15 protein-coding genes are annotated in these 13,442 nt (G+C 70.2%); 12 read left to right on the top strand and 3 right to left on the bottom strand.

What is annotated here, in order from left to right:
* Positions 1–93 precede the first annotated feature (93 nt).
* Together AC13HU_RS17025 and AC13HU_RS17030 are read left to right on the top strand one after the other, a co-directional pair.
* Positions 94–2,739: a polysaccharide lyase family 8 super-sandwich domain-containing protein gene (locus tag AC13HU_RS17025; protein ID WP_483042723.1), complete on the top strand. Its 2,646-nt coding sequence runs from the start codon at positions 94–96 to the stop codon at positions 2,737–2,739.
* Between the two features lie 70 nt (positions 2,740–2,809).
* Positions 2,810–2,959, top strand: a complete 150-nt coding sequence (locus AC13HU_RS17030) for a hypothetical protein (protein WP_483042724.1) — start codon at positions 2,810–2,812, stop codon at positions 2,957–2,959.
* 54 nt (positions 2,960–3,013) lie between these two features.
* Here AC13HU_RS17030 and AC13HU_RS17035 read toward each other — a convergent pair whose 3' ends face one another.
* On the bottom strand, positions 3,014–3,529 hold the full coding sequence (locus tag AC13HU_RS17035) for a DinB family protein (protein ID WP_483042725.1): 516 nt from the start codon (positions 3,527–3,529) through the stop codon (positions 3,014–3,016).
* A gap of 521 nt (positions 3,530–4,050) precedes the next feature.
* On the opposite strand from AC13HU_RS17035, the gene AC13HU_RS17040 reads away from it, so the two are divergent.
* On the top strand, positions 4,051–4,623 hold the full coding sequence (locus AC13HU_RS17040) for a GNAT family N-acetyltransferase (RefSeq protein WP_483042735.1): 573 nt from the start codon (positions 4,051–4,053) through the stop codon (positions 4,621–4,623).
* A gap of 40 nt (positions 4,624–4,663) precedes the next feature.
* Here AC13HU_RS17040 and AC13HU_RS17045 read toward each other — a convergent pair whose 3' ends face one another.
* Positions 4,664–5,149, bottom strand: coding sequence for a helix-turn-helix domain-containing protein (locus tag AC13HU_RS17045; RefSeq protein ID WP_483042726.1), 486 nt, complete (start codon positions 5,147–5,149; stop codon positions 4,664–4,666).
* On the opposite strand from AC13HU_RS17045, the gene AC13HU_RS17050 reads away from it, so the two are divergent.
* The 4 genes from AC13HU_RS17050 to AC13HU_RS17065 all read left to right on the top strand — a co-directional run bounded on the left by AC13HU_RS17050 (position 5,094) and on the right by AC13HU_RS17065 (position 7,532).
* Positions 5,094–5,864: a helix-turn-helix domain-containing protein gene (locus AC13HU_RS17050; protein ID WP_483042736.1), complete on the top strand. Its 771-nt coding sequence runs from the start codon at positions 5,094–5,096 to the stop codon at positions 5,862–5,864. The genes AC13HU_RS17045 and AC13HU_RS17050 overlap by 56 nt on opposite strands.
* Complete coding sequence (locus AC13HU_RS17055) at positions 5,861–6,070, top strand: DUF397 domain-containing protein (protein WP_483042727.1); 210 nt, start codon at positions 5,861–5,863, stop codon at positions 6,068–6,070. The genes AC13HU_RS17050 and AC13HU_RS17055 overlap by 4 nt, the downstream gene beginning before the upstream one ends.
* Positions 6,071–6,261: 191 nt before the next feature.
* Complete coding sequence (locus tag AC13HU_RS17060; RefSeq protein WP_483042728.1) at positions 6,262–6,669, top strand: winged helix-turn-helix transcriptional regulator; 408 nt, start codon at positions 6,262–6,264, stop codon at positions 6,667–6,669.
* Between the two features lie 269 nt (positions 6,670–6,938).
* Positions 6,939–7,532 carry an RICIN domain-containing protein gene (locus AC13HU_RS17065; RefSeq protein ID WP_483042729.1) on the top strand — a complete coding sequence of 198 codons (594 nt, stop codon included), beginning with the start codon at positions 6,939–6,941 and terminating at the stop codon, positions 7,530–7,532.
* Positions 7,533–7,668: 136 nt separating this feature from the next.
* Here AC13HU_RS17065 and AC13HU_RS17070 read toward each other — a convergent pair whose 3' ends face one another.
* A complete protein-coding gene (locus tag AC13HU_RS17070; protein ID WP_483042730.1) occupies positions 7,669–8,118 on the bottom strand; it encodes a P-loop nucleotide/nucleoside kinase family protein in 450 nt (149 codons plus the stop codon).
* 541 nt (positions 8,119–8,659) lie between these two features.
* Here AC13HU_RS17070 and AC13HU_RS17075 point away from each other — a divergent pair.
* The 5 genes from AC13HU_RS17075 to AC13HU_RS17095 all read left to right on the top strand — a co-directional run bounded on the left by AC13HU_RS17075 (position 8,660) and on the right by AC13HU_RS17095 (position 13,344).
* Entirely contained in the window at positions 8,660–9,211 is a 552-nt protein-coding gene (locus tag AC13HU_RS17075; RefSeq protein WP_483042737.1) for an RNA polymerase sigma factor, read from the top strand.
* The gene (locus AC13HU_RS17080; RefSeq protein ID WP_483042731.1) at positions 9,208–10,056 is read left to right on the top strand and encodes an anti-sigma factor family protein; all 849 of its coding nucleotides are present in this window, start codon (positions 9,208–9,210) and stop codon (positions 10,054–10,056) included. The genes AC13HU_RS17075 and AC13HU_RS17080 overlap by 4 nt, the downstream gene beginning before the upstream one ends.
* Before the next feature lie 65 nt (positions 10,057–10,121).
* Positions 10,122–11,000, top strand: coding sequence for an ATP-binding cassette domain-containing protein (locus AC13HU_RS17085; RefSeq protein WP_483042732.1), 879 nt, complete (start codon positions 10,122–10,124; stop codon positions 10,998–11,000).
* Entirely contained in the window at positions 10,997–12,628 is a 1,632-nt protein-coding gene (locus AC13HU_RS17090; RefSeq protein WP_483042733.1) for a hypothetical protein, read from the top strand. The genes AC13HU_RS17085 and AC13HU_RS17090 overlap by 4 nt, the downstream gene beginning before the upstream one ends.
* On the top strand, positions 12,622–13,344 hold the full coding sequence (locus AC13HU_RS17095; protein WP_483042734.1) for an ABC transporter: 723 nt from the start codon (positions 12,622–12,624) through the stop codon (positions 13,342–13,344). Before AC13HU_RS17090 ends, AC13HU_RS17095 begins: the two co-directional genes overlap by 7 nt.
* Positions 13,345–13,442: the final 98 nt, after the last annotated feature.

The raw sequence follows: 13,442 nt of genomic DNA on the forward strand, positions 1-13,442 counted from the left end.
CTCATGATCGTGTGAAACCTAGTGACATGCGGAAAGGGTCTTGCTTGAATGCGGCAAGCGCTTTCTGTCGTCCGCCCTTTGGAGGGTTCCGCCGTGCAGATCTCCCGTCGTGCCCTGATCGCCGCGGTGCCCGCGACCGCCCTGATGGCCGCGGCGCAGCCGTCCCGCGCGTGGGCCGCCGGCACCGCCGCCAACGCCAACGCCATCGCCAACGCTTCCGCGGGCACTTCCGCCGACCGCGCGACCGTCCTGGCCAACACCGTGGCCGTGTTCGCGGGCACCGCGCAGTCCAACGCGCGGCCGGACGTCGCCGCCAAGGTCGCCGCGATCGCCGCGACCGCCCGCACCCGGCTGACCGCGATGGACGCGGCGGCGGGCGGCGGCGAGCTGTTCGGCGGCCTCGCCCTCGGCACCAGCGACACCAACCTCACCTCCTCCTTCCAGTACCTGTACGAGATCGCGCTGGCCACCCGCGTGCCCGGCGGCGCCCCCGACCTCGCGGACGACGCCGCCGTGCAGCAGCGCGTCATCGACGGTTTGCAGTGGCTCTACGACCACTACTACGGCGACCAGGCGAGCGGTTATTACGGCAACTGGTTCAACTGGGAGATCGCGATCTCGCAGTACGCCACCAAGACCCTGATCCTGCTCAAGGACACCGTCGCCGCCTCCCGGCCGGACCTCATCGCCACCTACGTCGCCGCGATGGACGCCTACCTGCGCGCCGGCAAGGACGGCGACGTGGACCTCGACTCCCGCTTCCACACCGGCGCCAACCTCGCCGACATCACCACCGACCGGATCATGCAGGGCGCGCTGCTGGACGACGACGCCCGGATCGCCAAGGCCGTCGCGGACCAGGAGACGGTGCTCGCCACGATCGACCCGTACGCCCTCCAACACGGCGTCACCGACGGGTTCTACGCCGACGGGTCGTATCTCCAGCACGCGTCCGTCGCGTACACCGGCTCCTACGGCACCGGGCTGCTCACCCGGATCGTGCAGACCGTCAAACTCCTGGACGGCACCGGCTACTTGGCGGGTGCCGACCTGGTGGGGGCGGCGCACGGCTGGGTGGTGGGCAGCTTCGCGCCGCTGATCTACGAGGGCTGGATGATGGAGGCGGTCAAGGGCCGCTCGGTCTCCCGCACCGGCACCGGGTACGCCGACGTCGGCACCGTCGTGGAGTCCGTGGTGGACCTGTCGGCGTACACCACCGGCGCGGACGCGGCCGCGCTCGCCGGGTACGCGAAGTTCGTCCGGCAGGAGTCGCGGACACCGGTGAACCCGGCGTCGTTCGTCTCCCCGGTCAGCGTCGCCCGCTACGCCGACATCCTCGCCGACACCTCCGTACCCGCCGCCGACCTCAACGCGCCCGCCCAGCACTCGGCGTTCCACGCCATGGACCGCGTCGTGCACCGCCGCCCCGGCTGGGCGTTCACCCTCGCCCGCAGCTCCACCCGGATCAGCGGCTACGAGTACATGAGCGGCGAGAACCTGATGCCCTGGTTCCAGGGCGCGGGCGCGCACTACCTCTACCTGTCCGGCCAGGACCAGACGCAGGCGTTCGGCGTCGACTACTTCACCGCCGTCTCGCCCTACGCGCTGGGCGGGGTGACCGCTCCCGTCGAAACCCGCGAGACCGTACCGGAGTTGTACGGCACCGCGTGGTACGACAACCCGGCGGCCGGGTTCACCTCGTCGTCGGAGTCGCAGAACACCTACGTCTACTTCCCGCTGTCCACCAACGCCCATTCCGGGGGCGCGCGTTCGGGCGCGTACGGCACCTGCGGGCTGGTGCTCTCCGACGACGCCGCCTACGCGGCCGCCCAAGTCGGCCTGCTCCCCGCCGACTTCGTCGCCTACCGCAACGCGCGGGCCACCAAGTCCTGGTACCTGTTCGACGACGAGGTCGTGGTGCTCGCCGCGGGCGTCGGCGACGGTACGGGCGTCGGCGCGGGCCGCGCGGTGACCACGACCTTCGACACCCGCATCGCCGCACCCGCCGACCCGGTGAGCGTCACCGGCCAACTGCGCGACGGCACTCCCTTCACCGGCCCCGGCACGGCCCCGCTGGCGTGGCTGCGCTACACCGACGGCGGGCAGGGCACCGCGATCGGATACGTCCTGCTCGACGCCCCCGGCCATGACCCGCACGCGCAGGTCCGGGTGGGCCTGGAGACCGTGACCCGCAGCCGGCGGGCGATCCGCACCTCCAACCCCGACACCGCCGTGACCAAGCAGGTCTTCTCGGTCGGCCGCGACCAGCCGGCCGGCGCCGCGCCCACCTCGTTCGCGTACGCGGTGGTGCCGGGCGCGACGGAGAGCGCGCTGCGGGCGTACGGATCTGGCGGCGCCCATGGCGGACACGGTGCCCACGGGCGGCCCGGTCCGCTGTCGGTGCTCGCCAACTCCACCGCCTTCCAGGCCGTACGCCACGCGGGCCTGGGCATCACCGCCGCCAACGCCTTCGCCCAAGGGCCGCACCGCACAGGTGAGTTGGAGATCGACGGCCCCGCCTCCGTACTCGTCCGCGAGCAGCACGACGGCACCACCACCGTCTCCGTGGCCGACCCCACGACCACACGGGACACCGTCACGGTGCTGCTGCGCGGCCGCCGGCTGCGGGTGGTCTCCGCCGCCGACGGGGTCCGCGTCACCCGCTCCCACGGCGCCACCCGCATCGAGGCCACCACCCGCCACACCTACGGCGCCACCTTGGAGGTCACGCTGCGCTGAGCCGCACCGCGCTCACGGCTGCACTGGCGCGACGGCGAAGAGTAGCGACGTCACGCGCCGGGCTGCCGGCATGGAGATCATCGACCCCGGGATCGTCGGCATCAGCGAGTGGCGCCCGGACCCGGTGACGGATCCCGCGTCACCCCCGGCGAATCTCATCCACACCTACGGCCTGCTGGCTCGGGTGAAGGGTTACGGGCTCTCCCGCGATGGGTCGTGAGGCGTCGTGTTGGCCTGGCTCCTGGGAGAAGGGGTCCGCTGTACGGGAGCCGCGCTAGTAGTAGCCCTTCGCGCCGTCGAGCAACTCCCGGACGATGTCCGCGTGCCCCGCGTGCCGTCCCGTCTCCTCGACGAGGTGGATCAGTATCCAGCGGAGGTTGGCGCTGCCGTCGCGGAAGTCGGGGTGGCGGCCGACGTCGTCCAGGGTGGCCGCGGCGACGATCTCATTGCTGCGGGCGCACTGAGCCTCGTATTCCGCGAGGAGTTCGGTGAGGGGGCGGCCGTCGGTGTGCCAGTCGGCGTCCTCGCTCGACTCGTCGAACGCCGGGTTCTGCTTCTTGTCGCCGCCGAGGAACACCACCTCCAGCCACATCTGCTCGGTCCAGCGCATATGGGAGATGAGGCCGGCCATCGTCATGGCCGGTGAGGTCGGGATGACCGAGCGGTGCGCGTCCTCGTCGCTCAGTCCCTCACATTTCCAGCGCAGGATCTGCCGCTGCAGGTCCAGCCAGCCGATGAGCGCGGTGCGTTCGTCCGCTTGGAGTGGGGGGCGTTCCAGTTCCGATGTCATACCGGCGCACGCTACCGGGGCGGTCTGGAGGGGGGCACCTGGATTTGCGGGCTCTTCCGCGGTTCTCACCACAATCTGCTCCCCGCGCCGCAGCGAAACCGACGACACGACAGCTCGCCCGGATTGCCCGCATCCCGCCTCGGTAAACTCGCAGCCGACCAGGCCGCGGCATCCCGCCCGGGCACGCGACCGCGTACTTCGAGAAGCTCACGCCGTCGTCGGCCACCGGCGAGTACCAGGCGACCGACGCCATCGAGGCGTTCGCCCGCGACCACAACGTCCTCGTCCACCCGGTCACCGGCCGGTACTTCGACTGCGGCAACCCGACAGGGTGGCTCGCCGCCGACAACGCGGCCGACAACACCGCCGCGGAAGGACCCTGATCGTGTGGCGGGGGAGACTCCCGGCCGGTCGACGGGCCCACTCACGTCGTTCTGCCGGCCCGCCGGGAAAACCCATTGCGAGTGCCCGGTAGCGGATGTCTGATTGATCGGCCACCGATCACAGGATGGAACGTGAGTATGTCGCTGCCGGCCCCCTCGTTGCACACCGCTCGCCTTCGACTGCGTCCCTTCGATGACGCGGATGCGGACGACCTCTTCGCGCTGCACAGCAGCGCCTACGTGCTGCGCTACTGGGACGCGCCACCGTGGACCGAACGCGTGCGCGCCGAGCGGTTCATCACGGCTTGCGGGCAGATGGCTCGGGAGGGCACCGGGGCGAGGCTGGCAGTCGATCGTGTCCCCGACGGGGCGTTCATCGGATGGTGCAGCCTGACCAGGTGGAACCCGGACTACCGCAGCGCGTCGCTGGGCTACTGCTTCGTCGATGCGGCGTGGGGCCACGGCTACGCGACCGAGGCCGCGCGCGCTCTGCTGCGGTGGGCATTCGACACCCTGGATCTCAATCGCGTCCAAGCCGAGGCCGATACGCGCAACGTGGCCTGTGCCCGCGTGCTGGAGAAGCTCGGCTTCGTGCGTGAAGGGACGTTGCGCGAAGACTGCGTCGTCAACGGCGAGGTCTCTGACTCGTGGGTCTACGGTCTGATCAGGCGGGAGTGGCGGCCGTCGTCCGAGCCGGCTCCCGCCCGCTGAGTCCCCTCGCCCGGCCCGTGCTCAGCCAGATGGAGACTGCCTACAGCACGCGCAAGGCGTGGTGGGTGTCACGTTCGCGCCTGGTGAGTGCGTGCAACACGGCCTGGTCGCCGTGTGCGCCGTTCACGGCTGGGGGCGCTACGACAGCGCGTTCACGGTGTGTTCGGCCAGTACGGCTGCTGGGCGGCCTCGATGAGGTGTTCCAGTTGCGCGGTCCATGTCTGCGGGTCGCGGGCTTGCGCAACCTCACCAGCAGCGTCCCCGTGCCGTACACCTTGTCCAGCGCCGTGGCCGCCTCGACGGTGCCGAGGCGCTGCCCCCGCTCCAGCCGGTGCAGGTAGGACTGTTCGTACATGCACAACGCCGCGAGCTCCATCAGCGTCCTGCCGGACTGCTGCCGCCGGTAGGCCAGTTCGCTCGCGTACAACTCCCGCGCCGACAACCACTCAGTTGCGGCGTTCGGTGAGCGTCTGCGCAGGCTGCGGGACGAGCGCGGGTGGACGCAGGACGAGCTGGGCGAGCGCATGGGCTACTCGGGCACGCATATCTCAGCCGTCGAAACTGGCCGCCGTCCTCCAATTCCCCGCTTCACGACCATTGCTGACAAGGTGCTCGGGACGGGCGACCAACTCGAACGCCAGGGCAGGGCCGTGCGCTCGGACGCCTTGCTGGAAGGGTTTCCGGAGTTCGTCGCACACGAGGCCAAAGCGGCGGAGATCAGGCTGTACGAAGTCGGCGTCATACCGGGGTTGCTCCAGACCCCGGACTACGCGGCAGCGCTCACGGCGGGAACCGTCAAGAGCGGTGCGATCACCCCCGAGCAAGGAGACGAACGCAACGCGCTCATCGCACAGCGCCAAGCGTCCTTGGACCGGGTACCGCTTCCCCTGGTTTTCGTGGTGCTCGACGAGAGCTGCCTCAGACGACCGATTGGGGACAGCGCGATCATGGACGCCCAGCTCGCATGGCTGGTTGAGTTCGCCGACTTGCCGAACACGGTGGTCCAAGTGGCACCGTTCAGCATGGGGGTCCGTCGATCGCTCAGTCTGCCCGTCTACCTCTTGACCCTGCCGGATCGCTCGCTCATCTCGTACGCCGAGTCTGCCCAGCGGGGACATTTTGAACGTGAAACCCCGTTCGTGCTTGCCATGTTGACGGCCTACCATCAACTACAGGCCGATGCGCTGTCGCCGGCGGCGTCGGTGGCCGTGATCAACCGGCTACGAAAGGGCAGTCCGTGACGACCGAAACTCCGCGCTGGTTTACGTCCTCATACAGTGAGAACGGTGGTGCCTGCATCGAGGTCGCCGCCAACCTCGCTACTACTCGCGGGGTGGTCCCCGTCCGTGATTCCAAGGACCCGAGCGGTCCGGCGTTGGCCTTCCCCGCCGCCGCGTTCGCCTGCTTCGTGGCGGGTGTGAAGGCCGGCGAGTTCGCCCTCGCCTGACCCAAGGGAGTAGAGCCAGTTTCGGGCGGCGGCCATCAGCGGGCCGACCCCGCTCGCCTTCGGCATGGGGTGAACCGCGGTCGCGCCGGTGGTCATCAGCAATGCGTCGTCGCCGCGTTCCTTCCACTCCGGCAGCACGGCCTGGACGACGGCCGGCGGTGTGAGCAGGAGCAGCGGGATGCCCTGGACACATGGCCTTCATCCGGCAGGTCCTCGACCGGGTCGGCGACGAGTGGGGCATGCTGATCACCGCCGTCCTGGACGACGGCCCACTGCGCTACACCGACCTGCAGCGCCAGATCCCCGGCATCTCCCAGCGCATGCTCACCCACACGCCGCGCCAGCTCCGGGACGACGCCACCGCCCCCGCCGACGACGCCTCCACCCGCGCCGGCGGATTGCTGCCGCCTATCGGCGCGGAGATCCCCTCCTCGATGCTCGCGATCAACAGCCAACTGGAGGTCAAGGGCACGACCTACCACGTGGACTTCCGCGGTGGTATCCGCCAGCGCGTCGACTTCAACCCGAACGACCCCGACCACCCGGACAAGGTCGAGGCGGTCCTGAAGACATTCCCCAGCAAGCGCGGCGGCCTGTAAGAAGCCGAACGGCCCCGGGCGGCGTCGCACCGAACACCGCCAGGGAAGCCGAAGCCCCAGGAATGGGGCCGATGGGCGGCGATGCCCGGTCGCCGGAGCGGCCGGTGGGGGAGGCCCGACCGTGGTCGGCTGGTCCTTGAAATCTTCGCAAAGGTGACACTTTGGCTTGATTTCGCCTCCTTGGCACGTTGGCGGACGACCGTAGGCTCGCCGTGGACGGGGGGAAGTATCAGGACTGCCCTCCGCACGCACACGGGGGTTCAACTGCCATGCGAACCATCACCAAACGCGCCGTGCAAGGCGCCCTCGCCGCGACGCTCGTCCTCGGTGGGATCGCCGCCACCGGCGGCACCGCGCAGGCGTACGGGAACATCGACCGGTGGGACGTCAACAGTCCGGGCTACCAGCTCGGCGGCAACAACAACACCGGCCGCTGCGTGGACGACTCGTCCGACGCCAACGTCGCGGACGGCAACCTGCTGCGCGGGTTCGCCTGCGGTCAAAGCAACTACGACGGGGGCTGGCAGAAATGGAAGGCGATCGCCCTGGCCAACGGCTACGCCCAGCTCCAGAACGGCGCCACCGGACTGTGCCTGGACGACTCCAGCCACTCGGACGGCAGCGACTACCTGCGCGGCTTCCCCTGCCTCACGCAAAGCTTCAGTGCCGGCTGGCAGGGCTGGCGGATCGTCAACCGCACGACCGCGAAGGGCTACTACGAGCAGGTGCTCCAGAACGCGGCCACCGGCCGCTGCCTGGACGACTCCAACGCGGGACCCAACAACGGTGACCTCCTGCGGGGCTACACCTGCAACGGAACCTCTCAGGACAACGGTTTCCAGGGCTGGGACATCTGGACCTGAACTGACGGACTGACCGACCTCGCACCCACGCGCTGCGCCCCGTGTCCGGCCCCGGCCGGCCGGGGCGCGGCCATGCTCCGGGGTGCGTTCCCCGTCCGGACGGTCACCATCCGACGAAGGGGTCCAGATCCTCAACTCAGGTCGGGGACTGCGTGACGACCTGCTCGCCCTCTCCGTTCGGCTCCTCGAAGTTGGTCATGTAGCGGTCGAACAGCGCCTCATCCACCGTGACGGCGTTGGCGCCCTCCACACCGTTCCGTAGGTCGAGGCGGCGTTGCAGCGTGGCGCGGTCGGCTTTGAGGTGGACCAACTCCCAACGGCAACCGTGGTGTTCGATCAGCGCTTTGTAGTCGTCGCGGGCGGCGCGGCTCCAGAAGCTGTAGTCCACCACCACGTCGCGCCCGGCCCGCATCAACTCGACCAGTTCCTGCCGCTGCTCGCGGCGGACCTCTTCCTTGAGCCGGTCGTACGCTTCAACTCCCAGCACCAGCCCGGCGTCGCGCTGCCCGAGCCGTCGCCAGACCTCCTCGTCGATCGACAGCCGGGCGAAACCGCGCCGCACCAGCTCCCTCGCGGACCAGGTCATCGCGGTGGCCAACGAACTGGCCGAAGCTGATCCAGCCAGAGACACACAGCGGCGCCTTCGCACCGTTCGCAGGTAGCGGGGCTGCGCTGGGTCGTGCATGTCGAGTCGCGGGCACATGGGAGTTGTTCTGACCACGTACGTTCACCGGGTTGGTGGTGGGGCGGCCGTCCCCATCCGGCCGCGTGATGATCATTCGACGCACTGCGGCTGCCGGCCGTCACAGCCGGAACTGTGACCACTCGACGTCTCACCCAACGATGTCAGGGAGGGAAGATGGCCACCGCCGATACATCAGCGGTGAGTGAGTCTCCAGAGTGGGAGCGGCGGCCGTTCGTCGCCAACGACGAGAAGGGGCTGGTCGAAACCATTTGCCCGCATGGCGAATTGACGGCCCGTCCGCTGTGCGCTCCTCCTCTCGCGTGTGCGTGTGAGACCCGGGCTCGGTTGAACTTGCCCGCGGGGCGCACCTGTCGGCGAAATAGTCGCGCCAGGAGTGAACCGCCGGAGGCGGTGATGACGATCAGTGGGTGTGGCGAGCGAGATGGAGCAGGACGAGGAGCACGCGATGCTGCTGTGCGCCGTGGCAGACGGCGACCGGGCTGCGTTCGAGCTGCTCTACCGTCACTACGCTCCATGGTTGACCACCAGGCTTCGGTACCGTTGCGCGGACGCGGCGCTGGTGGACGACGTCGTCCAGGAGGCGTTCGTCAGTGTCTGGCGCGGCGCCTCCCGGTACCAGCAGCGGGAGAACGCTGACGTGGCCGGCTGGCTGTGGCGGATCTGCGCCCGCCGATTGGCGGACTCGACGCGCAGCCACGGCTCGCGACAGCGCCTCCAGAAGCTCCTCATACGGTTCCGGGACCGTGACGAGCGATCGCCGTCAGCCGAGGAAGTGGCCCTGGAGGACATCGCCCATGGCGAACTCGGCGCGGCGATCGGCCGACTGCCCGCCGACCTGCGGACCGTGCTCACCGTCACCGTGCTGGACGGCATGACTACCAAGGAGGCGTCGGCGGTGCTGAAGATCCCCGAGGGGACCGTCAAGTCCCGGGCAAACCGGGCGCGACGGCGGCTGCGGGAGGAACTGGCATGAGCGGGGAATCCGCGCACCTCCTGGCGGGGGAGATCACGGCCTACGTCCAGGGCTCGCTGCCGACTGACCGATTCGTGGCGGCCGAGTGCCATCTCGACCGGTGCGCCGCCTGCCGGGAGCTGCTCGCCCGGGAGTTCCCGGATCAACGAACCGACGCCGGATGGAAGTTGCTCTCCGAGGCACTGGACACGCCGTCCCGGAGCCTGGCCGAACGAGTCCTGGTAGGTCTTGGTGTCCCGGATCACATGGCCCGGCTGGCGATGGCGACCCCGGTACTCCGGCGGTCCTGGTGGGGCACCTCATTGGTCACCCTGCTCTTCACCGTGTGTGCCGCCCAGTTCTCGCCGGGCGCCTCCGCCACCCTCTTGCTCGTTGTCGCGCCGCTGATCCCGTCGGCGGGTGTGGCCCTGTCGTACGGTACGGCCTTCGACCCGATGTACGAGCTCGGGTTGGTGACCCCGATGCACAGCCTGCGACTGATCCTCTTCCGCAGTACCACCGTGCTGCTCGCGAGCACCGTGCTCAGCGCGCTGGTGACCCTGGCGCTGCCGGTACAGGGATTGCTGCTCTTCGGCTGGCTGGCGCCCTCGCTCGCCGTGACGTCCCTGACCCTCGCGCTGTCCGCCTTCCTCGGTCCGGGAGTCGCGGCCCGGGCGACGGGCGCGGCCTGGCTGGTGGCGGCCGGGCTCGCCGGGCAGGGCAGCACCACCCGGTCGTTGTTGCTCACCGTCCCGGGGCAGGGCGTGGCCGTGCTCATGACGCTGGCGGCCATCGGTTTCGTCGCCGTCCAGCGCCACAGGTTCGATCAGGGCCCACGGTGGAACCTCCACCGCCTGTCCGCCTGACCGCCCACGTCTGCCACATCTCGGCGGGCCCGCCCGCTTTCGATCAACATCCAGGGGGAATACCGATGCCCGATCGGGGCAGTCCAGTGGACGTCCGCGCAGTTTCGGTGAGTTACCGGGGGCGCCCGGCGCTCGACCGTGCGTCGTTCCGGCTACTGCCAGGTGTAACCGGGCTGTTGGGGCCGAACGGGGCGGGCAAGACGACCCTTCTCCGGGTGCTCGCCACGGCCATCCCCGCGGACCGGGGTGATCTGTCCGTGCTCGGCGAGAACCCCCGGAGCGGCGAGGGGAAGCTGGCCATCCGTCGTCGCCTCGGCTACCTCCCGCAGAACCCCGGATTCCATCTCCACTTCACCGCACTGGAATTCGTCGACTATGTCGCGATTCTCAAAGAGATGACCGACCGCAAGGTACGTCGCAGCGAGACGCTCAGAGCCCTGGAAGCGGTCGGCCTCTCCGACCAGCGCGGCAAACGGATCAAGGCGCTGTCCGGTGGCATGCGGCAGCGTGTCGCGCTGGCCGCAGCCATCCTCGGCGACCCCGATCTGCTCATCCTGGACGAGCCCACGGTGGGCCTGGACCCGGAACAGCGCCTGCGGTTCCGGGAACTCGTCGCGGACCTCGGCGAGGGCCGGACGGTCCTGCTGTCCACCCACCAGACCGAGGACGTCTCCGCCCTGTGTCGGCGGGTGATCGTGCTCGACAAGGGTGTGGTGAAGTTCCAGGGACTGCCTTCGGAACTTGTGGCGGTCGCGGCGGGACGAGTCTGGTCGAGCGGCGCGAAGGACACAGCCGCGCTGGCCGGTTGGCGTACGGGGGAGGGCACCTTCCGCAATATCGGCAGTCCCCCGCCGGGGGCCGATCTGGTCGCCCCCACCCTGGAAGACGGCTATCTGCTGCTTCTCGACGGAACTCCCGTGGCGGACCGGGGGACACCGCGATGAAGCCTCCGGCCACTTCCGGCAGCGCACACGACATCCTGGACCGACCACGGCCCGCACCGAGCACGCCCCCGCGCGGCCGGTCGGCGACCCTCGCGCTGGCCCGGGTCGAGTCCGTACGCCTGCTGCGGCACCCGGCGTTGCCGGCTGCCACCGCGCTCTACGCGGCACCCTGGCTCTACGACCTGGCCACGGGTGACCGTGCCCACCGGTTCCCTGTACTGCAGGACGAGTCCTCGTCCATCCACCTGCCACTGCTGCTGGTGGCCGCCGGAGTCCTGCTGGCCGCCAACCAGGGCGCGCTGCGCTCGCATCGCCACTCGACCGAGCCGACGTACGAGGTGCTGGTCGTCGGCCGGGCCCAGCGGGTCCACGCCCATCTGCTGTCGCTCCTGCCCGCGGCAGGGCTCTCGCTGCTGTTGACGGTGGCTCGGATCGGGTACCTGTCCGCACAGCCCGGCGCGGTGGGCGAGGTGCGTCCGTGGGAGCTGCTGGCCGGCCCGTTCTGCGTGCTGCTGGCCGGCGTTGTCGGCGTACTGCTGTCGACGTTCGCCACGGCGGGCGCGATCGCTCCGACGGCCTTGGCCGGGCTGGGTGCGCTGACCTTCGCGGGGGCGATCGCCACGGGCTCCCGCTGGCGGTGGCTCGGACTTCTGGCGTTCGAGAACGCGAACGCGGCCCCACTCCCGACCGCTCTGGTGAACCGCCCGGCGGCAGCTCATCTCCTCTGGCTGGGGGCCCTGGTGGTTCTCCTCTCCGCGGTGGCGGTGATGCGCGCCGGGGGTGGCCGGAGCACCGCTTGGCGGACGCTCGCCGCTGTCGCCCTGGCGGGGGTGCTGGCCGCCGGGTTCCTGCAGACCAGCGGGATCTCGTCCTCGGTCGCCGACAAGCGCGCCGCGTTCACCGAGCATCCGGCCGCACACCAGAGTTGCGTCAAGCGGAGCGGCATCAGCTACTGCGCCTTCCCCGGCTTCGAGAAGTGGACCGCGCAGTGGGCGAAGGTCAGCCAAGGCGTGCTGCGGTACGCGCCACAAGGCGTGCCGCGCTCCGGGTACGCCGTCCGCCAGCGGGTCTTCCCCTTGGCGGGCACCACCAGCAGCGGAGCGGCGGCACCGCTGGATTCCTGGGCCCGTGACGACATCGCAGCCGGAACTCCCGGCGCGGTGACGGTCGGTACGGACTGGAGCGACGGGGCGGCCGGCGGCGACCGCGAGAGCGATGCGGTGACCGAATTCGCGACGGAATTCGCCTACCGGGTCGTCACCGGCAAGGTCCCCGAACAACCCCAACTGTCCATGGTGTGCGGGTCCCGTGCGGTGCTCGTACTGTGGCTGGCCGGCGAGGCCACCCCCGGCACCCGGGATGCGCTGCGCTCGACATACGACCGGACCTTCGGGGGCGGGATCACTCTGCCCCTGCTCGGTTCGGCCGCAGGGCTCTCCTTCGAAACCCGTGCCTCGTCGCTCGCCTCCGACCTGATCGACCGATCGACCCGGCGCAGCAAGGCCGCGATCACGGAGAACTGGGCCGAGTTGACCGCGCCCGGAACCTCGGTGGACCGCGCGGCCGAACTGCTCGGCGCCCGGGCCCCGGCAGCCCTCCCCGCCTCTGAACAGGTGGCGGGTTGCTGACCCGACCGGCCCCGGTCGCCACCGGGTCGCGCACGAAGGTGCCCACCGCACGGCTGGTGTCCAGCCTGCTTCGCCCCTCGCTGCGACTGGCGCCGCGCATTCCGCTGTTGCTGGGCGGGTTCGTCGGCCTGCTCACAGCAGCCGTGCCGATGCTGGTCGGCGCCGAACTGGGGCTGCCCGGTGGGGCCATGCTGAGCAGGGTGGGCGCCGTCGCCGTGGCACTCGGCGCCGGCTTCGCACTCGATGACCCGGCCGCCCCGACAACCGTGGTCGTCCCGGTGACGCGGCTGCTCCAGCGCGCTGTACGTACAGTGCCCGTGTTCCTGGCCGCGTGCGCGATCTGGGTGGCTGTCGCGGCCCTGGCCCGCCTGGCGGTGGCGCCCGAGGCACGTGCGCTCTTCCCCTGGGGTGGGCTGGCACTGGAAGCAGCGGCACTCGTGGTGACCTCACTGGCTCTGGCCGCACTGGGGCTGCGCTTCACCGAGGGGGAGCACGGGGCGATGGTGGCGGCGCCAGGGCTCGTGCTGCTGGTGATCGCTGCCGTGCTGCTGCCCGACCAGGCTGCGCTGTTCGTCCCTCCGGGACACCCGCGCTGGGCCTGCGCACACCATGTGTGGGCGGTGCTGCTGGGGGTCGGGACGGTCACCGGGGTGGTCCTGGCCCACGGTGGATCCCCGGCTGCGTGGCGGCTGCGCCGTAAAGAGGACAGCCGTTGACCGGCCGGCCCAGGGCGAAGGCCGCCGTGGGACAACGCTGAGACGATCATGGCAGGCCCAGGACCACCCGTACCCCGGCCCCGCCCCGGCCCCGTCCG

It is taken from the genome of Streptomyces sp. NH27 (genome assembly GCF_056859195.1).